The 24,338-nt window shown below is 70.7% G+C and carries 17 protein-coding genes; 9 read left to right on the top strand and 8 right to left on the bottom strand.

Annotation, left to right across the window (positions count from 1 at the left end):
- Nucleotides 1-124: 124 nt before the first annotated feature.
- Both ABD374_RS14550 and ABD374_RS14545 read right to left on the bottom strand, forming a co-directional pair.
- Nucleotides 125-1,912 (bottom strand): ThuA domain-containing protein, encoded by a 1,788-nt coding sequence (locus ABD374_RS14550; protein WP_344495159.1) that lies wholly within the window; start codon nt 1,910-1,912, stop codon nt 125-127.
- Nucleotides 1,913-1,934: 22 nt separating this feature from the next.
- Complete coding sequence (locus ABD374_RS14545; protein ID WP_425577241.1) at nt 1,935-4,787, bottom strand: PQQ-dependent sugar dehydrogenase; 2,853 nt, start codon at nt 4,785-4,787, stop codon at nt 1,935-1,937.
- A 1,073-nt stretch (nt 4,788-5,860) separates the two neighbouring features.
- On the opposite strand from ABD374_RS14545, the gene ABD374_RS14540 reads away from it, so the two are divergent.
- The 6 genes from ABD374_RS14540 (at nt 5,861) to ABD374_RS14515 (ending at nt 13,067) form a co-directional block, all read left to right on the top strand.
- A complete protein-coding gene (locus ABD374_RS14540) occupies nt 5,861-6,949 on the top strand; it encodes an ABC transporter substrate-binding protein (RefSeq protein WP_344495155.1) in 1,089 nt (362 codons plus the stop codon).
- Nucleotides 6,950-7,077: 128 nt separating this feature from the next.
- Nucleotides 7,078-8,712, top strand: coding sequence for a sugar ABC transporter ATP-binding protein (locus tag ABD374_RS14535; protein ID WP_344495153.1), 1,635 nt, complete (start codon nt 7,078-7,080; stop codon nt 8,710-8,712).
- Nucleotides 8,709-9,683 (top strand): ABC transporter permease, encoded by a 975-nt coding sequence (locus tag ABD374_RS14530; protein WP_344495151.1) that lies wholly within the window; start codon nt 8,709-8,711, stop codon nt 9,681-9,683. The genes ABD374_RS14535 and ABD374_RS14530 overlap by 4 nt, the downstream gene beginning before the upstream one ends.
- Nucleotides 9,680-10,741 carry an ABC transporter permease subunit gene (locus tag ABD374_RS14525; protein ID WP_344495149.1) on the top strand — a complete coding sequence of 354 codons (1,062 nt, stop codon included), beginning with the start codon at nt 9,680-9,682 and terminating at the stop codon, nt 10,739-10,741. Before ABD374_RS14530 ends, ABD374_RS14525 begins: the two co-directional genes overlap by 4 nt.
- Nucleotides 10,742-10,821: 80 nt before the next feature.
- Nucleotides 10,822-11,844, top strand: coding sequence for a LacI family DNA-binding transcriptional regulator (locus ABD374_RS14520; RefSeq protein ID WP_344495147.1), 1,023 nt, complete (start codon nt 10,822-10,824; stop codon nt 11,842-11,844).
- Nucleotides 11,845-11,948: 104 nt separating this feature from the next.
- Entirely contained in the window at nt 11,949-13,067 is a 1,119-nt protein-coding gene (locus ABD374_RS14515; RefSeq protein WP_344495145.1) for an aldose epimerase family protein, read from the top strand.
- A gap of 419 nt (nt 13,068-13,486) precedes the next feature.
- On the opposite strand, the gene ABD374_RS14510 is transcribed toward ABD374_RS14515, so the two are convergent.
- Complete coding sequence (locus ABD374_RS14510) at nt 13,487-13,933, bottom strand: subtilase-type protease inhibitor (RefSeq protein ID WP_344495143.1); 447 nt, start codon at nt 13,931-13,933, stop codon at nt 13,487-13,489.
- A gap of 444 nt (nt 13,934-14,377) precedes the next feature.
- Between ABD374_RS14510 and ABD374_RS14505 the strand changes: the two genes are divergently transcribed.
- Entirely contained in the window at nt 14,378-15,928 is a 1,551-nt protein-coding gene (locus ABD374_RS14505) for an extracellular catalytic domain type 1 short-chain-length polyhydroxyalkanoate depolymerase (protein WP_344495141.1), read from the top strand.
- A 15-nt stretch (nt 15,929-15,943) separates the two neighbouring features.
- Here ABD374_RS14505 and ABD374_RS14500 read toward each other — a convergent pair whose 3' ends face one another.
- The 5 genes from ABD374_RS14500 to ABD374_RS14480 form a co-directional block, all read right to left on the bottom strand.
- Nucleotides 15,944-16,192 carry a hypothetical protein gene (locus ABD374_RS14500; RefSeq protein WP_344495139.1) on the bottom strand — a complete coding sequence of 83 codons (249 nt, stop codon included), beginning with the start codon at nt 16,190-16,192 and terminating at the stop codon, nt 15,944-15,946.
- A gap of 10 nt (nt 16,193-16,202) precedes the next feature.
- Nucleotides 16,203-16,883, bottom strand: coding sequence for a TNT domain-containing protein (locus tag ABD374_RS14495; protein WP_344495137.1), 681 nt, complete (start codon nt 16,881-16,883; stop codon nt 16,203-16,205).
- A gap of 107 nt (nt 16,884-16,990) precedes the next feature.
- Nucleotides 16,991-19,039, bottom strand: coding sequence for a CocE/NonD family hydrolase (locus ABD374_RS14490; RefSeq protein WP_344495135.1), 2,049 nt, complete (start codon nt 19,037-19,039; stop codon nt 16,991-16,993).
- Nucleotides 19,040-19,068: 29 nt separating this feature from the next.
- A complete protein-coding gene (locus ABD374_RS14485; protein WP_344495134.1) occupies nt 19,069-20,379 on the bottom strand; it encodes an ATP-grasp domain-containing protein in 1,311 nt (436 codons plus the stop codon).
- A gap of 218 nt (nt 20,380-20,597) precedes the next feature.
- Nucleotides 20,598-21,614 carry a LacI family DNA-binding transcriptional regulator gene (locus tag ABD374_RS14480; protein WP_344495201.1) on the bottom strand — a complete coding sequence of 339 codons (1,017 nt, stop codon included), beginning with the start codon at nt 21,612-21,614 and terminating at the stop codon, nt 20,598-20,600.
- 284 nt (nt 21,615-21,898) lie between these two features.
- Between ABD374_RS14480 and ABD374_RS14475 the strand changes: the two genes are divergently transcribed.
- Nucleotides 21,899-23,209, top strand: coding sequence for an ABC transporter substrate-binding protein (locus tag ABD374_RS14475; RefSeq protein ID WP_344495132.1), 1,311 nt, complete (start codon nt 21,899-21,901; stop codon nt 23,207-23,209).
- Between the two features lie 99 nt (nt 23,210-23,308).
- Complete coding sequence (locus ABD374_RS14470; protein ID WP_344495130.1) at nt 23,309-24,328, top strand: carbohydrate ABC transporter permease; 1,020 nt, start codon at nt 23,309-23,311, stop codon at nt 24,326-24,328.
- Nucleotides 24,329-24,338 lie beyond the last annotated feature (10 nt).

The following is a 24,338-nucleotide window of genomic DNA, read 5'->3' as shown; positions in this document are numbered from 1 at the left end:
ACCGGAGACCGGTGCCGAAGCCGGGCGTGAGCGTCCGGGGCCGGCATCCGGCGGGTCCCGGTTCCCCGCGGGGACCGGAACCCGCCGGCCCGGGGCCGCCGCCCCAGGCGCTGTTGCCGACCCGTCAGGGCAGGGTCCACTTCTGGTTGGGGCCGGTGTGGCAGCTCCACAGATGGACGCGGGTGCCGTCGTTCCAGGTGCCGCCCTCGGCGTCGAGGCACTTGCCCGACTGCGGGTTGCGGACGGTCCTGTCCGGCTGCGGCGTCCACTTCTGGGCGCCGCTGCCGTTGCAGGTCCACAGCTGGATCTTCGTGCCGTCGGCGGTTCCCCCGCCACTGACGTCCAGGCACTTGCCCAGCGCGCGCAAGGTGTCGTCGCCCGGCACCGTCCACTTCTGGGCGCCGTTGCCGTTGCAGGTCCACAGCTGGACCTGGGTGCCGTCACCGGTCGCGCCGCCGGCGACGTCCAGGCACTTGCCGTTGACGCCCTTGACCTCGCCCGCGAGGGGACCCGGCTGGGTGCCGCCGGATGTCTTCACCCGGACGTTGCGGAAGGACACCTGGTCGCCGTCGCCGTGGTTCTGGATCCCGATGTGCCCCTGCCGCAGGCTGCGGACGGGGTCGGTGTTGGTGAAGTCGTTGATCTTGCGGCCGTTGAGGAAGATCTCCAGCCGTTCGCCGGTGACACGGAGCTCGTAGGTGTTCCACTCGCCGGGCGGGTTGAGCGCGGCGTCGCGGGCGGCGATGTCGGCGGACTTGTAGCCGTACACCGCCCCCGTCGTCCGGTCGGCGCTGTCCGTGGCGTCGATCTGGATCTCGTACCCGTTGTTGACCGCCGACCAGGGGTCGTCGGAGGCCGGGAACCCCAGGAAGATGCCTGAGTTGTCGTCGCCGTCCATCCGCCAGTCGAGCTTGAGGGAGTAGTCGCCGGTGTACTCCTTGGCGGAGTACCACAGCATCCCGAGCCCGCCCTGCGAGGTGAGCGTGGAGTCGGCCAGCGTGAAGGAACCGGGTCCGGCCTGCTTCCAGCCGGCCGTGCCCGACCCGTCGAACAACGACGTGTACCCCGTCTCCGGACGGCAGTCCGCCTCCGTCATGCCCGCCGCCCAGCGGATCCCGCCGAGCAGGTGCCTGCGGAACGCCGGTTCGGCGTACGACTCGTCGGTGTGACCGCCACCGGTGTAGAAGGCGCGGCCGCCCTCGTAGCCCTTGCACCAGGAGATCGGGTGGTCGCCGGACATGTTGCCGCCCGAGTAGCTGGACTCGTCGAGTGAGGCCAGCACGTGGGCGGTCGTCCGCGGGTTGGTGCGGTAGTTGTACCACTCGTCGAAGCGCTGCCAGGTGGTGCCGAGATGGGCGGTGGCGTCGTGCGCCCGGTCCTCCACCTTGACGGTCGCCGTCTGGTTGTGCGGGTGGGAGTGGAACAGGGCCCCGGCGAGACCGGCGTAGAACGGCCAGTCGTACTCCGTGTCGGCGGCCGCGTGGATGCCGGCGTAACCGCCGCCGCCCTTGATGTACTGCTCGAACGCCGTCTGCTGGGTGCCGTTGAGCACGTCGCCGGTCGTGGACAGGAAGACGACGGCCTTGTACTGCGCGAGGTTGCCGGTGGTGAAGGCCTGGGCGTCCTCCGTCGCGTCCACGGTGAAGTTGTTCGCGCCGCCCAGCTCGCGCAGTGCGGAGAGACCGGCGGCGATGGACGAGTGGCGGAAGCCCGCCGTCTTGGAGAACACGAGGACCTTGTACGCCGGATCGGCCGCGCTCGCGGCCGTGTCCACGGCCGCGGTCACGTCCCGGACGGCGGCGCGGGCGGGTTCGCCCGGCGCCTGGGCGTTCGCGGCCACAGCGGGCGCGGCGGTCGCGCAGAGCAGCGCTCCGGCGATCCAGCAGCCGGCCTTGGTGAGAGTGTTGCGCATGTCGGTTGTGCCTCCTCTCCTGCTACGGCAGGGTCCATTTCTGGTTGGGGCCGGTGTGGCAGGTCCACAGGTGGGTGCGGGTGCCGTCGTTCCAGGTGCCGCCTTCGGCGTCGAGGCACTTGCCCGACTGCGGGTTGCGCAGGGTGCTGTCGGTCTGGGGCGCCCACTGCTGCGCGCCGCTGCCGTTGCAGGTCCACAGCTGGATCTTCGTGCCGTCGGCGGTTGCTCCGCCGCTGATGTCCAGGCACTTGCCCAGCGCCCGCAGCGTCCCGTCGCCGGGCAGCGTCCACTTCTGGGCGCCGCTGCCGTTGCAGGTCCACACCTGGACCTGGGCGCCGTCGGCGGACGCGCCGTCCGCGATGTCCAGGCACTTGCCGTTCACGCCCTTCACCTCACCCGTCCGCGCCCCGCCGCCGCTGCCCGAGGTGGTGAAGCGGAAGTCGTCCACGTCGAAGAGCGATCCGCTGCCGCCCTTGAAGACGAGGTGCAGCGTGGTCGTACCGGCGGGCCGGTTCGACAGCGCGGTGCCGACCTCCTGGTACGTCTCCCAGCCACCGGTCACGGGGACCGTCGCCGTGCCCAGGAGGGTCCCGGTGGGAGAGCCGGCCCGTACCTCGATCGTCCCGCCGGCGCCTGCGGAGGCGACCCGGGCGGTGAACCGGGTGGCGTCGTCGAGGGCGTACGGCTTGAAGGAGATCCAGTCGCCGTTGTCGATGTAGCCGACCGTCTTGCCGCCATGGGCCGGCGTGTGGCTGACGACCTCGACGCCCGACGAACCGCCGTAGTGCTCGCCCTGGCGGTGGCTGGGCTGGCTGATGTGCTGGGCGTGGGTGGTCAGGGCGGGCTGGCCGTTCGCTCCCTTGTCGGTGTACTCCGCGTCCCAGACGCCGAAGATGTTCGCGTTCGGGTCGTGCTCGCCGTCCGCGATGGTCTGCACCGTGCCGGAGCAGCCGGTCGCGGAGGTCTGCGGGTGGCCGTGGCTGTCGTGCCCGACGATGAAGGTGATCTTCACCTTGGAGCAGTCGATGGTGCCGTCCTCCGGATCGGTGACGGTCACCTTGTACGGGACGGCCGCGCCCGGGTCGATGATCCGGCCGTCGACCGGCAGTTCCAGCCTGACGGTCGGCGCGGTGTTGCCGACGGTCACCTGCACCGAGGCGGTGGCGCTCTTGCCGGTGGTGTCGGAGACGGTGAGGGTGGCGGTGTACTGGCCGTTGGCCGTGTAGGTGTGCGAGGGGTTCGCGGCGGTCGACGTGCCCCCGTCACCGAACTTCCACGCGTAACTCAGCGCGTCCCCGTCCGGGTCGGAGGTGCCGGCCGAGGAGAACGCCACGGCCAGCGGTGCCTTGCCCGAGGTGCGGTCGGCCTTGGCCTGGGCGATGGGGGAGCGGCCGTCGGTGAGGTGCTCGATGCGGTACAGCGCCGAGTTCGCGTCCCCGCTGAAGTAACCGGTGCCGTAGTCCAGGACGTACAGCGCGCCGTCGGGGCCGAAGGCCATGTCCATCACCTGGGTGCCGCTCCAGGGGAAGGCGTTGATGGACTGGACGGTTCCGTCGGTGCCCTGCGCGATCCGCTTGATCCACTTGCGGCCGAACTCCCCGGCGAAGAAGTTCCCGTCGTAGCTCTGCGGGAACTTGACGGCCGAGGTGGAGGACGCGTCGTAGCGGTAGACCGGCCCGCCCATGGGGGACTCGGAGCCGCTGCCGAACTCGGGTACCGAGCCGCCGTCGTACGGGATCCAGGCGGGCTGGGCCGGGGGCAGGTCGGTCAGACCGGTGTTGCGGGGGGAGTTGTTCTTCGGGGCGGCGCAGTCGAACTTCGCGCCGGAGGCGCCGGTGGCGAAGTTGTAGTCGGTGTACGCGTCGTTCTTGCCGGTGCAGTACGGCCAGCCGAAGTTCCCGGCCTTGGTGATGCGGTTGAACTCGACCTGGCCGGCGGGGCCCCGGGTCCCGCTCGCCGTTCCCGCGTCGGGCCCGTAGTCGCCGAGGTAGACGGTCCCGGTGGCCTTGTCGACGCTCATCCGGAACGGGTTGCGAAAGCCCATGGCGTAGATCTCGGGGCGGGTCTTGGCGGTGCCGGGCGCGAAGAGGTTGCCCGAGGGGGTGGAGTACGAACCGTCCGCGTTCACCTTGATGCGCAGCACCTTGCCGCGCAGGTCGTTGGTGTTGCCCGAGGAACGCTGGGCGTCGTACGACGGGTTGCGGGACGCGCGTTCGTCGATCGGCGTGTACCCGTCGGACGCGAAGGGGTTCGAGTCGTCCCCGGTGGTGAGGTACAGGTTGCCCTGCGCGTCGAAGTCGATGTCACCGCCCACGTGGCAGCAGATCCCGCGCGAGGCCGGTACGTCGAGGATCTTCTTCTCGCTCGCGAGGTCCAGGGTCCCGTCGGTGCCGAGGGAGAAGCGGGAGAGCCGGTTCACGCCGTCGAAGGGGGCGAAGTCGGCGGCCGTGCCGTCACCCGGGGCGTCGCCGCCCGGGGTGCTGAGCTTCGGGGCGTAGTACAGGTAGATGAGGCGGTTGGAGGCGAATCCGGGGTCCACGCCGATGCCTTGGAGCCCTTCCTCGTCGTGGCTGTAGACGTCGAGTTTTCCCGCGACCTTCGTCGTGCCCGCCGCGTCCGTGAGGCGTAGCGTGCCGTCGCGTGAGGTGTGCAGTACCGAGCGGTCGGGGAGGACCGCCATGGTCATCGGCTCGCCGGTCTCCGCGACGCCCTTGGCGAGGGTGACCTGCTGGAACTCCTCGGCTGCGGCTGGGGCTGCGGTTCGGGCCCCGGCTGCCGAGGTCTCCCGGTCCGCGTCACGGGGAGCGGCCGCGGCGGAACCGGCGGGTGCCAGGAAGCCCGCGGTGAGCAACGCGGTGAGCAGTAGCGCGGGGATCTGACGGGGTCTGAAGGGTCTTTTGCGCACAGAAGTCTCCCAACAGGGTGGGGGTGTCCGACGGACCGGGAAGTAAGTCCCGCCGGAGGAGCCAGGCGCGCGCCGTCGCGCCGGAAGGTCACCGGCCACCTACGCATGTCCGGTTCATTTCAAGGAAGTTAGCGGGCTTGGTCCCGCCGCGTAACCCCTTTCGCATCCGCATTCACAACTTCTTCCGCGGTCAGGACAAAGCGGCGGGGCGCCTGTCCTTCCCTCGTCGAAATCGTGGTCGGGCACCCGTTGTGACGCGTGTGGGGTGGTGACTCAGGGTCCGGCCGCGCGCCGTACCTCACTGGTGCGAGGCGGTCCCGCACCGCCCGGGCACGCAGGGGGCGACGACGCGCACCACGACAGGGCGGCCCTGCGCGTACGGGGATTCCGGCCCGAGCGGGTCCGCGCGCATCGTCCGGAAGCACATCGTCGAAGGCCCGGTCACGGGCGACGCCTGAGGCCGGCGGCACGCGGCCCCGGCCATGTCCAGGTCCCACGGCCAAGCCGGACGCGGGCCGGGGGGCCCGGGGCGCCTCCACGCCACGAGAGCCGGCAGTGCGCTCGCCAGGGTCGAGCGTCTCCACCACGGCCGGCGGCCGGGCAGGGACACACGGGTCATCGGTGCGTCTCCTCTGTGCGATGGGGGCGCGCGGAAGACAACTGCCGTGCGACGCTGGAAACTTGAGGCCCGGCGGTATGGCGGCACGCCGTCCACCGACTGTCCAGGGAATGTGCGGCACCCGGTACCGGCCGGACGGAGAGGGGTCGGCCGACCCGTCACCGCGCGGCGGCGCGACACATTTTGGAAACGCGCCGACAACTCTCTTGCCGTCCGAGCCGCGCCGCCTATATAACGTTGTAAACCGAGCCGCCGGCAGGCCGCGCAGACCCTCACGACCGCAGTGTGCGCAGCTCGAAGCGGGGTCGTGAGGAATGCAAGGAATGCACCGGCATCAGTCATGAACGCGGCCGATGTGCCATCCAGCCATGCCCCGACCGCACGCCGACCGGAGTGCCGTCATCCCGCCAAGGAGCGCCCGCGCATGATCACCCAGCGCCGATCCCGCCGTCACCTCGCCGTCGCCTGCCTGCTCGCCGCCACCGCCACGCTGGCCGCCTCCGGCTGCTCCAAGTCGGAGACCCCGGCCACCGCGGGCGGTGACAGCGGCCAGGGCGCCCAGGAGGCCAAGACCCCCGAGAAGTCCTCCGGCCCCGGTTGCTCACTGAAGACGTACGGCGGACCCAAACTGGACCTGAAGAACGCGGTGGTCGGCTTCTCCCAGTCGGAGAAGGAAGCCAACCCGTTCCGTATCGCCGAGACCCGGTCCATCAAGGACGAGGCCGCCAAGGTCGGCGTCAGGAAACTGCTCACGACCAACGCGCAGTCGCAGCTCTCCAAGCAGATCAGCGACATCCAGGACATGCTGTCCCAGGGTGCCCAGTTCCTCATCGTCGCCCCGCTGAACTCCGACGGCCTGGAGCCCGCGCTCAAGGCGGCCGCGGCGAAGAAGGTCCCCGTCCTCACCATCGACCGCAAGGTCAACTCCACCCCGTGCAAGGACTACGTGGCCTTCCTCGGCTCCGACTTCGTGGAGCAGGGCAGGCGCGCCGCCGACGCGATGATCAAGGCGACAGGCGGCAAGGGCAAGGTCGCCATCCTGCTCGGCTCGTCGGGCAACAACGTCACCACCGACCGCACCAAGGGCTTCGTCGACCGGATCGAGGCCGAGGCCCCCGGGCTGGAGATAGTGGCCCAGCAGACCGGGGAGTTCGCCCGCGACAAGGGCCAGCAGGTCATGGAGCAGCTCATCCAGTCCAAGCCCGACATCACCGCCGTCTACGCCGAGAACGACGAGATGGGCCTCGGCGCCGTCACCGCGCTGAAGGCGGCCGGCAAGAAGCCCGGCAAGGACGTCAAGATCGTCTCTGTCGACGGCACCCGCAACGCCGTCCAGGCCCTGGTCGACGGCGAGTACAACGCCGTCATCGAGTCGAACCCGCGCTTCGGCCCGCTGGCCTTCGACACCGCCGAGAAGTTCTACGCCGGCGAGGAGATCCCGGAGAACGTCGTCATCACCGACCGCGCGTACGACGAGACCAACGCCAAGGCATCGCTCGGCGGAGCCTACTGAGCGCACTGACTCCTGCGGCCCGCCGCCGTGGCGCCCCCATCCTCCGCGGCCCGCCGCCGTGGCGCTCCCACCTGCCGCGGCGGCCTGCGGGCCCGTCCCCCTGGACCAGTCGGAAGGCCGTCAGACCCATGGCACCACCCGAAGCAGTACCCGTACCCCACCAGGCACCGGAAGCCGCCGCCCCGTCCGCCGCTGCCGCCGTCCTCGAAGCCCGCGCGGTGAGCAAGCGGTTCCCGGGTGTCCTCGCCCTCGACGACGTCACCTTCTCCCTGCGCGCGGGGGAGACCCACGCGCTGGTGGGCGAGAACGGCGCCGGAAAGTCCACCCTCATCAAGGTGCTGACCGGCGTGTACCGGCCCGACGGGGGCGAGCTGCGGATGACCGGCCGGCCCGTGCGGTTCACCCGGCCGTCCGAGGCCCTGCAGGCCGGCATCTCCACCATCTACCAGGAGGTGAACCTCGTCCCGCTGATGAGCGTGGCGCGCAACATCTTCCTGGGCCGTGAACCCAGGAACCGCGTCGGCCTCATCGACTTCGCCCGGATGCACCGGGAGACGACGGAGCTGCTCGACGGCTTCGGCGTACGCGTCGACCCCCGAAGGCCCCTGCACACCCTGGGCATCGGCACCCAGCAGATGGTCGCCCTGGCCCGCGCCGTCTCGGTCGACGCGCAGGTCGTCATCATGGACGAACCCACCTCCTCACTCGAACCGCGTGAGGTGGAGACCCTCTTCCGGGTCATCGGGAACCTGCGCGGCCAGGGCATCGCCGTCCTCTACGTCAGCCACCGCATGGACGAGCTCTACCGGATCTGCGACCGCGTCACCGTGCTCCGCGACGGCCGGCACGTCCACACCGGCGACCTCGCGGACCTCGACCGGATGCAGCTCGTGTCCATGATGCTCGGCCGGGACCTGGCGAAGGCCGGCCGGACCGGCCTGACCGGCTTCGCCGCCGGGGGACACGAGGCGTCCCGCACCCCCGTACTCACCGCCACCGGCCTCTCCAGCCGCCACCGGCTCCACGACGTGTCCCTGTCGTTGTACGGCGGCGAAGTGCTCGGTCTCGGCGGCCTCCTCGGCTCCGGCCGCAGTGAGACGGTGAAGGCGCTGGCCGGGGCGCTGCGCCTGGACTCGGGAGAGATCGCCGTCGGCGGCCGCACGCTGCGCCGCCTCACCTCGGCGGGCGCCGTCCGCGCGGGCATCAGCCTGCTGCCCGAGGACCGCAAGGCCGAAGGGATCGTCCCCGGCCTGTCCGTGCGCGAGAACATCGTGCTGGCCGCCATGCCCCGCCTCTCCCGCGCCGGCGTGGTCTCCCGCGCGCGGCAGAACCGCGTCGTCGACATCTTCATGAAGCGACTGCGGATCAAGGCGTCGAGCCCCGAGCAGAAGGTCGGCGAACTCTCCGGCGGCAACCAGCAGAAGGTCCTGCTGGCCCGCTGGCTCTGCCTGGAACCCAGAATCCTCCTGCTCGACGAGCCGACCCGCGGCATCGACGTCGGCGCCAAGGCCGAGGTCCAGAGCCTGATCGACGACCTCGCCCGCGAGGGCCTGGCCGTCCTGCTCGTCTCCTCCGACATCGAGGAACTCGTCGAGGGCGCCGACCGGATCGTCGTCCTGCGCGGCGGCGCCGTCGCGGGCGAACTGGAGGGCGACGACGTCGGCGAGAGCCGGCTCCTCGAAGTGCTCGCCGACCACTCGCCGGTGCCCGGAGGGAAGGCCGCCCCGGCCCCGGACCCGGCCGCTCAGGAGGACCCGCGATGACCGCCCAGGCCACCCTCTCCCCGCCCGCACGCCCCCTGGCGCGGTTGCGCGATCCCGCCTGGTACCAGGAATACGGCGTGTACGTGGCCGTAGCCGTGCTGCTGCTCTTCAACGCGCTGTTCACCGAGCACTTCATGACCGCCGGCAACCTGCGCACCCAGCTCGTGCAGGTCGCCCCCGTCGTCATCGTGGCGCTGGGCATGGCCCTGGTCATCGGCACCGAGGGCATCGACCTGTCGGTCGGCTCGACCATGGCGCTCGCCGCCGCGTTCCTGCCGCTCTACCTCGGGTACGGGCTCGTCCCGGCGCTCGTCGTGTCCCTCCTCGCCGGCGCGGCCGTCGGAGCCGTCAACGGCACCCTGGTCTCACTGGTCGGGCTGCAACCCATCGTCGCCACCCTCGCGCTGTTCGTCGGCGGCCGGGGGCTCGCCCTGGTGATGGCCGACGGGCAGCTCAAGCAGATCGTCAACCCCGACCTGCTCGCCCTCGGAACCGGCTCCTTCCTCGGCGTGCCCCTGGTCGTCCTCATCGCCGGGGTGCTGGCCGTCGCCGTCGCCTTCCTGGTCCGGCGCACCACCTTCGGACGCCAGGTCGTCGCCATCGGAGGCAACCGCCCCGCCGCCGCGCTCGCCGGACTGCCCGTCAGGCGCGTACTGATCGGGGTGTACGTGCTCTGCGGAGTACTGGCCGCACTGGCCGGCATCCTCGCCACGGCCCGGCTCACCGCGAGCGACCCCTCCTCGCTCGGCACCCTCATGGAACTCTCCGCCATCACCGCGGTCGTCGTGGGCGGCACCCCGCTCAGCGGCGGCTCCGTCCGGGTGCTGGGCACGGTCGCCGGGGCCCTGCTGATGCAGCTGCTGCGCGCCACCCTCGTCAAGCACGACCTGCCCGACTCCACCGCACAGATCGCCCAGGCGGCCATCATCATCGCCGCCGTCTACGTCGCCCGGGAGCGTCGGTCCCGATGAACGAAACCACCCCCGCACCCGGCTCTCCGGTGCGCACACCGGTGCAGACGCCCGCCCCGGCCGGCGGCAGCGCCCCGGGCCCGGCGCGTGCCGCCGAACCGGCCGTCAAGCAGCGCGTCGCGGAACTCGTGCAGCGCCAGGGCGTCCTCGCGGTGCTGCTGACCGTCGTGCTCGTCGCCTCCTTCGTCTACCCGACGTTCGCCACCCTGGACAACGCCCGCGGCATGACCGTGCAGGCGTCGTTCCTCGCCGTGGTCGCCCTCGGCATGACCCTGGTCATCATCACGGGCGGCATCGACCTGTCGGTCGGCTCGGTGTTCGCGCTCGGCGGCGTCCTCGCCGCCTGGGCGTCCCCGTGGGGCTTCTTCCCCGCGCTGTTGGTGCCCCTGGTGGTGTGCGGCGCGTTCGGCCTGCTCAACGGGGTGCTCATCGCCCGCGCCGGGATGGCGCCCTTCATCGTCACCCTCGCCACCCTGCTGGCCGCGCGCGGAATCCTCCTCGCCTTCACCGACGAGGGAGCGACGACGTACCTGGTTCCGAAGGACTCCGCCTTCGCCGAGCTCGGGCAGGGCGGCGTCTGGGGCTTCGGCCATCCCGTCCTGATCGCCCTGGCGCTGTTCGGGGCCGGGGGGCTGCTCCTGCAGCGCACCTCGTTCGGGCAGACGCTCTTCGCCGTCGGCGGCAGCGCTGACGCGGCCACCCTGATGGGGCTGCCCGTCGCCCGTACGAAGATCCTCGTCTACACGCTGAGCGGGCTGCTGGCCGGACTCGCCGGTGCGCTCAGCGCCGCCCGGCTGTCCTCCGGCGTCACCATCGTCGGCGTGGGCATGGAGCTGGACGCCATCTCCGCCGTCGTCATCGGCGGCACCCTCCTCGTCGGCGGCGCCGGATCGGTCAGCGGCACGCTCTGGGGCGTCCTGCTGCTGGCCGTCATCCAGAACCTGATCAACCAGATCGGCTCGCTGAACTCCTCGTACCAGTCGGTGGTCAGTGGAGGCTTCCTTATCGTTGTCGTCGTGGCGCAGCGCTACCTGGCACGCAGCCGCAGAACCACCTGAATCGTCCGAACACCTGAACCACCTGAACCACCTGAAGCGCCGGAGCCGGTACACCCGGCCAGGCCGAGCCGAGGAGAGCCGTGGGCGTCAGCCTCAAGGACGTTGCGCAACGGGCGGGCGTGTCCATCAAGACCGTGTCGAACGTGGTCAACAACTACCAGCACGTCACCCCCAAAATGCGGGCCAAGGTGCAGCAGGCCATCGACGAACTCGGCTACCGCCCCAACCTCACCGCACGCCACCTGCGCAAGGGCCGCACCGGCATCATCGCCCTCGCCGTCCCCGAGTTCGGCAACCCGTACTTCGCGGAACTGGCCGGCGCGGTCGTCGACGCGGCCGCCCGGCACGACTACACCGTCCTCGTCGACCACACCGCCGGACTGCGGGAGAAGGAACTCCTGGTCAGCCAGGGCTTCCGGTCCCATGTGATCGACGGTCTGATCCTCAGCCCCATCCACCTGGAGACCGAGGACCTGATGGCGCGCGAGGAGACCGCACCGCTGGTCCTGCTGGGCGAGCGCGAGTACGAAGCCCCGTACGACCACATCGCGATCGACAACGTGGCGGCGGCCAGGACCGCCGTACGGCACCTCCTCGACCAGGGGCACCGCCGCATCGCCTTCCTCGGCTCGCGCACCGGCCGCGAACGCCAGCCGGCCCACCTGCGGCTGCGCGGCTGGCGCGAGGAGCTCGCCGCCGCGGGCATCACACCCGACGAGGCACTCGTGGTGGTCACCGACGGCTACGGCCGCGAGGACGGGGCCGCGGCCATGGCGGCCCTCCTCGACCGCGGGGAACGCCCCGACGCGGTCTTCGCGTACAACGACCTGATCGCCGTCGGGGCGATGCGCACGCTCACCGAGCGCGGACTGGACATCCCGGCCGACGTCGCCGTCGTCGGCTTCGACGACATCGAGGAGGGCCGGTACGGCACCACCACGCTCACCACGATCTCGCCGGACAAGGAGGCCATCGCCCGGCTCGCCGTCGACAGCCTCGTGGAACGGCTCTCGGGAAAACCGGTGCCCGAACCACGCCGGGCCCGCCCCGGCTACCGCCTCGTCGTCCGCGAATCGACCGGACCCCGGCGGACCGGAACGTGAGGGACGGCCGAGAAGCCCGCCCCGGCCGTCCCTCACGCTCACTCACCCGCTCACCCGCTCACCCGCTCACCCGCTCACCCGCCCGCTCGTCACAAGGATCTCCGATGCCCCGCCCCACCGCGCACCGCGAACCGTTCGGCACCGTCCCCGGGGACCCGGACACCACGGTCGACCTCTGGACCCTCGACCCGGGCACAGGGGTACGGGCCGAGGTGCTCACCTACGGCGGCATCCTGCACAACCTCACCGTGCCGGACACCGAGGGGGCCGGGGCCTCGGTCGTCCGGTCGCTCGCCACCCTCGACGACTACACGGGGAAGCACCCCTACTTCGGCGCCCTCGTCGGCCGTTACGCCAACCGCATCGCGCACGGCCGCTTCACGCTCGACGGGACCACGTACCGCATCCCCGCCAACGACCGCGGCCACGCCCTGCACGGCGGCCCCGACGGCTTCCACACCCGCGTGTGGGAAGCGGCGGCGCACAGCACCGCCGACGCCGCGGTCCTGCGGCTCACCCTGCACAGCCCCGACGGCGACATGGGCTTCCCCGGCGCGCTCGACGTCACGGTGACGTACACCCTCGACACGTCGGGCACGCTCGCCCTCGCCTACACGGCGACCACCGACCGCCCCACGGTGGTCAACCTCACCCACCACGCGTACTTCGACCTGGCCGCGGACGGCGACATCCTCGGCCACACCCTGGAAGTGGACGCCGACGCGTATCTGCCCGTGGACGAGGACGGCATTCCGCAGGGTCCGGCCGCGGACGTCCGGGGCACACCGTTCGACCTCACCAGCCCGCACGTGATCGGGGAGCGGATCGGCCTGCCGGACGGACAGCTCCGGTCGGCGGGCGGCTTCGACCACTGCTGGATCCTGCGCGACCCCGACCCCGACCCCGAGCCCGGCCCGGCCCCCGGATCCGGTCCCGCCCTCCGCCGCGCGGCGCGGCTCACCGCCCCCGGCGCGACGCGGGTCATGGAGGTGTGGACCACCGAGCCCGGTATCCAGGTCTACACCGCCAACCAGCTCGACGGCTCGTTCGCCGACGCCGCCGGCCGGCGCCACGAACGGCACGCCGCGGTCTGTCTGGAGACCCAGCACCTCCCCGACTCGCCCAACCGACCCGGCCACCCCACCACCGTGCTGCGCCCCGGCGAGACGGCGCGCAGCCGCACCGAACTCCGCTTCCCCCACCTCGCCCCGCCGCGACCCTGATCCCGGGGGGCGGGGGGCCGGGGAGGCAGGAAGGCGAGGGGCCGAGGAGCCCCGAGTGACGCAGGATGCCGACAAAGGACTGTGTTCGTAGTCCGTACAACCGCCCCGGGGAGACAGCGGCGGAGGCCTCACAGCATCCGTCCATGACGAGCAGGGTGCTGTCTCCGGGCAGGTCAGTGGCGCACATCACGCCGGAGCCGGGGAGGGGAGCGGAACATCCACCTGCGGTTGGCCGTTCAACCAGATGTGGGTACGGAGGGGACGGTGTCCCCGGGCCTCACCTCCGGCCGTGGGGAAGACCGTTCGGCTGAAGCCCCGTGGAGCCACGCGCCGAGAGGCGACCGCCCTCCGCGCCCGCACCCTTGCCGCCCCGGCTGGTTTCCCCCGACCAGCCGGGGCTTTTCCGTGCGCGGCGCCGGTCAGAAGGCGAACAGCGCGTTCTCCGTCAGGCCGCCCTTCATTTCGCATGCGTTGCCGAAGGTGGCCGACCAGGAGACCGGCTTGCCCTGCCACACGCCCTGGGCGGTGATGACGACCGGGTCCCATTCGCGCGTGCAGATCCGCTGCGGCGACGTGTCGATCAGCCCGGAGAGCTCGCCGTGCATGGCGCGCAGTTCCTCGCAGGCGGCCTGGGGGGACGGGTGGGTGCCGCCGGGGCGGGGGGCGCAGCTCAGCGTCACGGCTCGCCCGACGGTCGCCGTGGAGGCTTCCTCCCCCGAACCCACGGTGAGCACGAGGGCGGACGGTGCGTAGAGACCGGTCGCCTCGGCCGGCTGTGCGTGCGCCGTGCCCGTGGTGACGGCGCCGGTGAGCGTCAGGACGGCCGCCGCGCCGAGGGCGCCGAGCGTGTTCCGGATGTGACGCATGGGTGTTTCTCCTCTGGGTTCGGATCAGTTACGGGGTTGTTGCGCTGTGGAGTGTTGCCGATGCGCACGGTGAACGCACACTGATCGCCCCATTCCGGCCGTGGAGGACCGGGCGACGGTGACCGAATGGTCGTTCGGGCAGCTCGGGCCCGGTGCGCATGTCCTGTGACGGGGTGTCCATCATGTGGACAGGCGTCGGTGGTACAACGCAAAACGACCCTCTGACCTGCTCTTGTGGTCAGGTGGTTCATTCTTCGGTCAGGCCGCTTCGACTGAAAAGCATCGCTGTCCGGGCCGTTTCGCGAAGGACGGTGCGGCGGACGGCAACGTGTCCGGACCACATCGCGCACGACGGGTGAAGGTGGCGCCGCCCCCTCCTGCGCGGCGTACGGACGGCCCTACAGTCCCTCTCCGGACGGGGGCCTTCTGAAGGAGCGAGCCGCCATGGATGCACACCCCTCTCGTAAGAAGAAGAGACTCCCCGCCGTCGCGGTCCTGCTGGCGCTGCTGGCCACGCTGCTCGGCGCCGGCTGGACGGCTTTCGCGCCCGCCGCCCGGGCCGCGTCGCTCACCGAGGTCACCGGGTTCGGGACGAACCCCGGCAACCTGCGCATGTTCCGGTACGTTCCGGACGGCCTGCCGACCGGTCGTCCCCTCGTCGTGGCCCTGCACGGCTGCACCCAGTCGGCCGCCGCGTTCGACACGGAGACCGGCTGGACGACCTGGGCCGACCGTTGGGGCTTCGCGCTCCTGCTGCCCCAGCAGCAGTCCGGCAACAACCTCAACTCCTGCTTCAACTGGTTCGAGTCCGCGGACATCGGGCGCGGCTCGGGCGAGGCGCTGTCGGTCAAGCAGATGACCGACCGGATGAAGTCGGACCTGGGCAGCGACCCCTCCCGCGTCCACGCCACCGGGCTGTCCGCGGGCGCGGCCATGACCAACGTCATGCTGGCCGCGTACCCCGACGTCTTCGCCTCCGGAGCCCCTGTGGCCGGCCTGCCGTACGCCTGCGCGACCTCCGTCGCGGCCGCCTACGGCTGCATGAGCCCCGGAACCGACCTCTCGCCCGCCGCCTGGGGCGACAAGGTCCGTGCCGCGTACCCCGGTTACGCGGGCCCCTGGCCGGCCGTCTCCGTCTGGCAGGGAACGCGCGACACGACGGTCGTACCCGCCAACATGACGGAGACCGTCGAGCAGTGGACCCATGTCCACGGCGCGGACACCACGCCCGACACCTCGGACACCGTGGCCGGCCACCCGCACGCCGTGTACCGCGACAGCGCGGGACGGCCGGTCGTGGAGACCTACTCGATCACCGGCATGGGCCACGGCCAGCCCGTCGACCCCGGGACCGGCGCGGAGCAGTGCGGCGTCGCGGGCGCCTACATCCTCGACGTCGACCTGTGCGCCGCGTACCGCATCGGACAGTTCTGGGGCCTCGACGACAGCGGAACACCGCCGCCTCCCGGAGGCGGCACGAAAACGGTGGTGCTGCCGAGCCGGGCCGCCGACGACGGATACGTGAAGGCGTCGGCCACCGGCGCCGGACCGGCGGCCGGGCCCCTGGAAGGCACCTACGGCGTGGCCGTGGGCCGGGGCGCGGACGGGCTGCACAACCGCGCGCTGCTCTCGTTCGACACCTCGTCCGTACCGGACGGGGCGACCGTGAAGCGCGCCTTCCTGACCGTGGCGTACGGCAGCGGCAGCGGTGATCCCTGGGCGTCCGGAAACCGTATGGTCCTCGACGTCAGGTCCGGCTGCTTCGGCGCGGGCTGCGCGACGGCCGCCGACGACTGGAGCGCCGCCGCGTCGGTGTCCGGGGTGGCGGAGATCGGCCGGTTCGCCTCCGGCACGCAGACCTCGGCCGACTTCACGACGGTCAACGACACGGGGACGACCCAGGTGCGCCTGCGCCTGGCGTCCGCGCCCACCACCACGGCGTACGTGTTCCTGAAGTCCGGGGCGTCCGCCACGTTGACGGTGCAATGGGAGTGACCGGGACCGGAAGGGTCACGAGGGTCGGGTGAGCAGGCGCAGCAGCTGCGCGCAGGCCTCGGCCTCGCTCGCGTGCCGGCTGACGGGCTCGTGGACACCACGCTCGTACGCACCGGTCTCCCACGCCCCGCCGCCGCCCCGGATCTTCCTCAGATACAGGAAGTCGGGGGGCGTGGGGACCGGTTCGTGGACGCCTTCGATGCGGAAGCAGTCGTCGGGCACTCCCGCCGCGCTCAGCGCGACCCGCAGTTCGTGGCGATCCATGAGGACGAGGCTACGCGCCGACCGGTTCGAGGTAGCCGTGCTCCAGCAGCCACTTCACGTTCAGCCGCTGTCCCTCGCCCGGATTCAGGAACACCTGGTCGAGCTTGATCTGCTGCCCGCCGCCCGGCTGCTCGAACCACGGCGCGATGCTGCCCTGCCACACCCAGAACGGCTTGGTGACTTCGTAGACGCGGTAGTCGCACGGCACCGACGGTTCACGGGTGTTCAGGTTCTGCGGAGGCAGCGCGCGCTTGGCGTACGGGTCGCCGGCGGGCGCCAGGTAGGAACCGTACTCCGAACCGAAACGGTCCAGGCGCCGGCCGTCGCGGAGCTTCGTCGGCTCCTTGTCCACCTCGCCGTTGACCTCCCCGAACCCGTCGTTGGGCGGATACTTCCAGCCACCCGAGTCGGCAGGACCCTGCCAGTACTTCTTCAGGAAGTCCTCCGACGACAGCTTCCCGGTCCGCTGGTAGCCCTTCAGCAGCGGACCCACCGGCTTCTCGTGCTTGCGCGGAAGCCATTCGGGCCCGAGCCGTGCGTCGCCCCGGAACGAGCCGGTGCACGGCCCGGGCCGGGGCGCGCCGGCGGAGGGCCGTTCCTCGTGCTGCTGCGGGGCGGCGCTCGCGGCGGGCGCGAGCGCCGCCGCGGCGGTGATGCCGAGCGCGGCGAGTACGGTGCGAACGCGATTCACTCAGGGTCCCCTCGGATGTGCGGTCCACCATGCGACGCAGCGCAGCGTAGTCGATCCACTACGCTGCGCGTTGCATTTCGGCGCGGACCGCCCCGAGGGGGGACTGTTTACAGACAGTCCCGCGGCAGCGTCTCGTTCCAGGTGCGGGAGAAGACCCGTCGCTCCCCCTCGTACCCGTCGAGGGTCGCGTCGACGAAGAACTCCGTCTCGCTGCACCGCAGTTCGGTGCGGGTCTCCACGCGTACGTCCCAGTCGTCCCGCCGGAACCGCATGGTCCAGGCCGCTTCCCCGCCGACGGAGGTGAAGTCGTCGGCCGTGGCGGTGTAGCGCTCGTACGCGCGACAGCCGACGTCGAGCCCGATGCCGTCGATGCGCACGGTGCCCCGGTCCTTCACGATCTCCAGCGCGGAGTCGTACCCGATCAGGTCGCGCTTGACCTCCCAGCGCTGCTCGGGGGGCGACAGCCGGGTGGTGGTGAGGGGCGGAGCACCCTCGGGCTCGCCGAAGGGGCGCTGCGGCAGTTCGTCCGGCTCGTCGGCCGGGCGCACCGGCAGCGTCAGGGTGCTGGACCGCTCGTGGACGCTCAGCAGGACGGGCCTGGGCGGCGGCCAGGCCAGCGGCCAGTACGACGTGGACAGGGAGAGCCGGATGCGGTGGCCGGGCGGGAAGACCTGGGCCACGCCGTTGAGCCGGACGGTGGCGCGGTAACGCCGGCCGGGCTCCAGCGGTTCGGGCTCGCCCGTGCCGTCGCGGTGCGTCAGGTTGAGCACGCCGTACGTGACGCGGGTGGCACGGCCGTCGGGCGCGACGTCGGAGAGGCGGGCGGCGACGGTGGCCACCGGTTCGCTGACGGAGAGGTCGAGTTCGACGGTCGGGGAGCCGAGGACCTCGACCGGCTCGTCCAGCGGTTCTGTGTCGAAGACCAGCGAACCGCCGTCCTCCTCGCGCTGGTCGTACGGCAGGTCCGGCGGGGCGTTGTACGAAGCCCACTTGCCCGCGAACTGCCCCACGGACAGCGGTGACTGCACGGTCATCACGTCCTCGCCGTCCTCACCGCCGTCCTTCGCCGGCACTGTCTCCCCCGGCCTGACGATGCGGTGGCGCAGCAGCGGATGGGTGACCGGCCCGATGTGCGGCGAGGGCCAGTCCGGCTCGCCGACCCACCGGCCGGGCCGCTCCTCGTACGACGTCGAGGGCGGCACGCTGTCCTGCATCCACGCCTGGAGCATGGGACCGTCCATGACGCCGTTGTCGACGCCCTTGAGCCAGTGGTCCCACCAGCGCACGACCTCCTGGAGGTAGCCGATGGCCGGACCGGGCTCGCCCAGGTGCGGGAACTTGTGGGACCAGGGTCCGATCAGACCCTTGCGCGGTACGTCCAGATTCCCCAGCAGCCGCGTCACCGCGTTGGAGTAGCCGTCGGCCCACCCGCTGGACGCGAGGACGGGGCAGCGTACGGCCGCGTAGTCCTCGCACACCGAGGCGTGCCGCCAGTAGTCGTCGCGGCGCTGGTGGCGCAGCCACTCCAGGACCCACGGGCGGGTGTGCTCCATCCGCTCGTGCCACATGTCGCGCCAGCGGTCGCCGACCACCGCCGGGTCCGGCGGGCAGGTTGCGTACGCGAACATCGTCCCCGCCTCGGCGAGGTTGTCCGACAGCATCGCGCCGCCCATGTAGTGCATGTCGTCGGCGTACCGGTCGTCCGTGAAGGACGCGATGACGACGGCGCGCAGGCTCGGTGGCTGCCGGGCCGCGGTCTGGAGGGCGGCGAAGGCACCCCACGAGATGCCCATCATGCCGGTGGCGCCGTCGCACCAGGGCTGTTCGGCCAGCCAGGCGAGGACCTCCTCGGCGTCGGCCTGCTCCTGCTCCAGGTACTCGTCGGCCAGCACCCCCTCGGAGTCGCCGGTGCCCCGCAGGTCCACGCGCACGCAGGCGTAGCCGTGGCCCGCGATGTACGGGTGGTTGACCGAGTCGCGGACCGCGGTCAGGTCGCGTTTGCGGTAGGGGATGTACTCCAGCACCGCGGGCACCGGCTCCTCGTCCGAGGAGACCGGACGCCAGACGTGCGCCGACAGGCGGGTGCCGTCGGACATGGGGACGAGGACGTGTTCTTCTTCCTTCGTCGCGTACGGCAGGTTGCTCACGAAACGCATACGGCGGGGCGCTCCTTTCCCTCGGGTCCTCAGACGTTCTTCTGGTCGCGGCCGCCCGGTGTGGTCTCGTCGAAGGTCAGGCCCAGGGCCGCCACGCAGCGGTCGTACTTCTCCCGCAGCTCCTCTTCGCTGTTCCCACCCGTGAAGATGTGGGCCAGTTCGTAGCTGTAGCTGTCCTGGTGCGGAGTCTCCGACAGGCGCTGTCCCTCCTCGGGCACCACGTGGACCCGCACGCCCGGGATCTCGTTCTCGATCCGCTCGATGTCCTCGGGGGTGGGCACCTGGTGGGCCGCGCCGTCGGCGAACCACCGGTAGTACCACTTGGCGGCCACCTTGTACGGGCCGGCCCGGTGCGGGAGGGACGGGTCCTTGCCCAGGGCGAGGCTGAGCATGCAGTGGTGGTTCGGGACGCCGTCGACGTACTCGAACAGCTCCGCGTGCGACTGCGAGTGCCGGGGGTTGATCTCCAGCAGGTTGATCGCGTCGGTCCGCGGGTCGTAGAAGAACTCGATGCTGAAGGTCGCCGAGTCCATGCCGATCTGCCGCATCACCCGCTCGGACACGTCGTGCAGCCGGCGCACCACCGGCTCGGGCAGGGCCGAGGGGTACTGGTGGCGCAGGAAGCTGGAGGAGTCCGGGTAGTTGATGGAGTCGAGGACGCCGTAGACGGTGACCTCGCCGTCGTGGACGTACCCCTCCACCGCTACCTGGATCCCGGAGAGGGCCTCCTCGGCCAGGCAGACCTGACCGCCGACACCGGCCATCTCCTCGGGCAGGTCGAGCCGGTCGAGGACGTACTCGAAGGGCCGGCCCACCCGGGCGACGCCCTTGCGGATCGCCTCGACCGCTTCGAGGAACTCCTCCTGGTCCTTGACGCCGAAGGCGAGTTCCGACGAGTACGACAGGGCGGGCTTGAGCCACATGGGGAAGCGCACGCCCTCGGGCGGTCGCGGATCGTCCGTCTCCAGGTCCACCCGGCCGAAACGCGGATGCTCGTCGGCGACCTTCCGCTGCTCCAGCCGGCTCCAGTACTTGTGCTCGCACTTGACGACGGACTCCAGGCTGGTGCTGCGCGTGCCGTAGCGCTCACCGAGCATCGGCACGAGCGTGCTCACGGGGAAGTCCCAGTAGCCGACGATCGCGTCGATGCTGCCGTCGAAGGCGTCGAGCACCTTCTGCGCCTTCTCGAACAGCTCCGCCACCGACACCTCGCCGTGCTGGAGCTCCTCGATGGTGAGCAGGGGGTGGAACTCGTACTGCTGTGCGTCGGGCACGGCGCGCAGGGTCGGCAGATTGGCCTCGTCCAGGCCGATCACGAATATGTTCTTGCGTGCGCTCACTTGCTCTCCTTGGCCGGCTCGTTCCGCTTCGCGCCCGGTGCGCAGCGTTCCCTCGCGGGGCGCTGGTGGCGCGAGCGTCCTGGTCGCCTTCCTCCTCAGATCCGTCTCACACATCTGATCGACGGATATGCCCGAGGGTGGGGGAGCGGGTGCGCAGCGTTACGCCTTCCGGCGCCGGCCGCCGCTCCGGGGAACGGGCCCGGTGCCGGCCGGCCTGCTCACGAGGAGTCGCGGACGATGAGCTCCGTGGGGAGCAGGGTGTGCTGCCGGGGTGCTTCGGGGTCGGCGATCTCCTGGAGCAGGATGCGGGCGATCATCGTGCCGATCTCCTCGATGGGCTGGCGCACGCTCGTCAGGGGAGGGTCGGTGTGGCGGGCGAAGAACGAGTCGTCGAAGCCGACCACGGCCACGTCGTGCGGAACGCGCCGTCCCTGCCTGCGCAGTTCCATCATCGCGCCGGCGGCCATGACGTCGGACGCCACGAAGACGGCATCCAGGTCAGGCGCCGCTTCAAGAAGTGAACGCATCGCGTGCTCGCCTCCGGCCTCGGTGAAGTCGGCCGAGGCGACCAGCCGCCGGCCGGCGTCACAGCCTGCTTCGGCCAGCGCGTCCCGCCACCCCTGCAGCCGCGTACGGCCCACGTCCATGTCCAGCGGACCGGCGATCGTGGCGACCGTCGTCCGGCCGCGCCCCAGCAGGTGCCGGACCGCGGCCGTCGCACCGCCGAGGTTGTCGCAGTGGACGTGGCTGAGGGACTCGGTGGGGGAGCGCCGGCCGGCGAGGACGGTCGGCAGGCCCATGTCCTCCAGCAGGCCGGGCAGCGGATCCTGCTCGTGCACCGACACCAGCAGCACGCCGTCCACGCGCCGTTCGGCGACCGAGTCGGTCAGCCGGTCCCGCTCGCCCTTGTCCCGTACGAGCATGAGCTGGAGCTGGGTCCTGGTGTCGGCCAGGCCGGTACTGACGCCGCGGATGACGGCCGAGAAGTAGGGCTCCGATCCCAGGCGGCTCTCGGACTCCGGGATCACGAGCGCGATGGAGTTGGTCCTGCTGGTGACGAGGCCGCGGGCAACGGAGTTCGGAACGTAGTTGAGTTCGTCGATCGCGGCCAGGACGGCGGCCCGCGCCTCTTCGCTGACGAGCGTCGAACCGTTGATGACACGTGAGACGGTCGTACGCCCCACGCCGGCTCTCGCGGCCACGGTTTTGATGGTCGGGCGTCGCCTTCCCTCCATGGCTTCCTCCTCGTAGAACGGCGTCCGGGCGCCGTTCACCAGCGCATTGTGCCAGACGGTAACCGAGCTTCGCGGCTCCCAGCGGATTGTCGACGACATCGGTGTGCAACGAAGTGGATTCAAGTTCTTGACAGACCTGACGCCCGGCGGTCAGTCTTCGTGAACCGTGGTGGGCACGTTCCCACCACCAAGTGGGAACGTACCCACTCCATCATCGAAGCCGCAGAGCGGACCGGCCGGGGGCTTGCCCTCCGGGGCGTCGGCGCCGCCACTGGGAGGGCTAAATGAGCAGGGCTCACAAGCTGTTGCGCACAAGGGTCGTGTCGGCCGTTTCGACCGTGGCCGCACTCGGCCTGGTCGCCGGATGCAGCGGCAGCGACAGCGGTGGCACCGGCGGCGGTGTCAAGGACGGCAAGGTCACCATCACCATGGGCCTGTTCGGCGTCATGGGCATCAAGGAGACCGGTCTCCTCGACCGCTACATGAAGGAGAACCCGGACGTCACGGTCAAGGCCGAGGTCGCGGGCGACGAGCAGACGTACTACACCGCGCTGCAGACCCGCCTCGCCGCCGGCAGCGGTCTGAAGGACATCCAGGGCATAGAGATCGCCCGCGCCAAGGAACTCGTCGACACCCAGGCCGACAAATTCACCGACATGTCCAAGGTCGAGGGCGTGGACCACTTCCTGCCGTGGAAGCTCAGCCAGGTCACCACGCCGGACAAGAAGGTCATCGGTCTGGGCACGGACATCGGTCCGATGGCGGTCTGCTACCGCAAGGACCTGTTCGAGCAGGCCGGTCTGCCGACCGACCGCGAGGAGGTCGCCAAGCTGTGGGAAGGCGACTGGGCCAAGTACGTCGAGGTCGGCAAGCAGTTCAAGGCGGGCAACAAGAACAAGAAGGTGGCCTTCATGGACGCCTCCTCCGGCCTGTTCAACGCCACCATCTACGGCAACAGCGAGCAGTTCTACGACAAGGACGGCGAACTGGTCTACCAGGACAGCCCCGTCATCAAGGACGCCTGGGACCTGGCCGTCGAGGCCGGGCGGGCGGGCCTGAGCGCCAAGCTGCCCCAGTTCCAGCCGGGTTGGGACCCCGGCCTGGCCAACAGCACCTTCGCCTCCACCGTGTGCCCGGCGTGGATGCTCGCCCACATCAGCGAGAAGGCCGGCCCTGCGAACAAGGGCAAGTGGGACATCGCCAAGGCTCCGAAGGGCGCCAACTGGGGCGGCACCTTCCTCGGCGTCATGGAGAACAGCCCGGTGAAGGAGGAGGCCAAGAAGCTGGTCGCCTGGCTCACCGCGCCCGAGCAGCAGGCGTACATCTTCGGCAAGCTCGGCAACTTCCCCTCCTCCCAGGAGGCGCTGAGCAAGCCCGAGGTCACCGGTGCCAAGCACGAGTACTTCAGTGACGCTCCCACCGGCGAGATCTTCGGCGCCGCCGCGCAGGACATCCCCAACGAGCAGGTCCTCGGCCGCAAGGACGGCGCGATCAAGGACATCTTCTCGCAGGGCCTCCAGCTCGTCGACAAGGGCACCGAACCCGGCAAGGCGTGGGACACCACCGACGAGCGCATCAAGAAGGCCGTCGGCTGACCTCCTGTCCTGATGTCCCCGGCGACCGCGGACGTGCCGCACCGGCCGTCCCGGCCGCCGGGGACCGCTTCTGCACACCCTCAAGGAAGGAGGCCTCCGGTGGCCACCCCCACCTCCGCCCCCCACGCCGAAGGAGCCCGGCCGGCTCCGGCCGGTGGTACGAAGAAGGACAAGGCCAGCGGTGAAGGGGGCCGTCCTCGGCAGGGCCGGCGCAACCTCCTGCACCGCCTCGATCTGAAGGGCGCCCCGTACAGCTTCGTGGCACCGTTCTTCCTCGTCTTCGCGGCGTTCAGCCTCTACCCCTTGCTCTACACGTTCTGGATCTCGCTCCACAAGGTGGAGCTCGCCACTCTGGACGTCATGGAGTGGAAGGGGTTCGGCAACTACACCGAACTGGTCCAGGACGACCAGTTCTGGAACTCCCTCGCCAACACCTTCACCATCGGCGTCATCTCCACGGTGCCGCAGCTCATGATGGCGCTGGGCCTGGCGCACCTGCTCAACTACAAGCTGCGCGGTTCGACTTTCTTCCGGGTCGCCGCGCTCGCCCCGTACGCCACCTCGGTGGGCGCGGCGGCGCTCGTGTTCACCATGCTGTTCGAGCGCGACTTCGGCATGATCAACTGGTTCCTCGGGGTGTTCGGCGCCGACGGCATCGACTGGGAGGACTCCAAGTGGCCCGCCCAGTTCGCCATTTCGACGATCGTCATCTGGCGCTGGACCGGCTACAACGCGCTGCTGTACCTGGCCGCCATGCAGGCCATCCCGCGCGACCGCTACGAGGCCGCGGCGATCGACGGCGCCTCGCGCTGGCAGCAGTTCCGCCAGGTCACCGTCCCCGGCATCCGCTCCACCATCGTCTTCACGATCGTGCTGTCGACCATCGGGGCGACCCAGATCTTCGGTGAGCCGCTGATCTTCGGCCAGGGACCCAACGGCATCAGCGGCGGCACCGACAACCAGTACCAGACGCTGGGCCTGCTGCTGTACGAGGCGGGCTGGAAGAACTACCAGATGGGGCGGGCCGCCACCGTCGCGTGGGCGATGTTCCTCATCGTCATCCTCATCTTCCTGCTGCAGCGTCTCCTCCAGCGCCTCACGTCGCCCCGTTCATCCTGACCAGGAGCCA

The organism is Streptomyces enissocaesilis (assembly GCF_039533765.1).
Classification (GTDB): domain Bacteria; phylum Actinomycetota; class Actinomycetes; order Streptomycetales; family Streptomycetaceae; genus Streptomyces; species Streptomyces enissocaesilis.
The sequence above is the reverse complement of the archived record's forward strand: the minus strand, read 5'-3'. Positions and strand labels throughout refer to the sequence as shown.

Bases quoted from the DNA above. Each gene is read 5' to 3' on its own strand.
- ABD374_RS14525 (WP_344495149.1), top strand. From the start codon at position 9,680: ATGAACGAAACCACCCCCGCACCCGGCTCTCCGGTGCGCACACCGGTG.
- ABD374_RS14510 (WP_344495143.1), bottom strand. From the start codon at position 13,933: ATGCGTCACATCCGGAACACGCTCGGCGCCCTCGGCGCGGCGGCCGTC.
- ABD374_RS14515 (WP_344495145.1), top strand. From the start codon at position 11,949: ATGCCCCGCCCCACCGCGCACCGCGAACCGTTCGGCACCGTCCCCGGG.
- ABD374_RS14550 (WP_344495159.1), bottom strand. From the start codon at position 1,912: ATGCGCAACACTCTCACCAAGGCCGGCTGCTGGATCGCCGGAGCGCTG.
- ABD374_RS14490 (WP_344495135.1), bottom strand. From the start codon at position 19,039: ATGCGTTTCGTGAGCAACCTGCCGTACGCGACGAAGGAAGAAGAACAC.
- ABD374_RS14530 (WP_344495151.1), top strand. From the start codon at position 8,709: ATGACCGCCCAGGCCACCCTCTCCCCGCCCGCACGCCCCCTGGCGCGG.
- ABD374_RS14475 (WP_344495132.1), top strand. From the start codon at position 21,899: ATGAGCAGGGCTCACAAGCTGTTGCGCACAAGGGTCGTGTCGGCCGTT.
- ABD374_RS14505 (WP_344495141.1), top strand. From the start codon at position 14,378: ATGGATGCACACCCCTCTCGTAAGAAGAAGAGACTCCCCGCCGTCGCG.
- ABD374_RS14480 (WP_344495201.1), bottom strand. From the start codon at position 21,614: ATGGAGGGAAGGCGACGCCCGACCATCAAAACCGTGGCCGCGAGAGCC.
- ABD374_RS14535 (WP_344495153.1), top strand. From the start codon at position 7,078: ATGGCACCACCCGAAGCAGTACCCGTACCCCACCAGGCACCGGAAGCC.
- ABD374_RS14500 (WP_344495139.1), bottom strand. From the start codon at position 16,192: ATGGATCGCCACGAACTGCGGGTCGCGCTGAGCGCGGCGGGAGTGCCC.
- ABD374_RS14540 (WP_344495155.1), top strand. From the start codon at position 5,861: ATGATCACCCAGCGCCGATCCCGCCGTCACCTCGCCGTCGCCTGCCTG.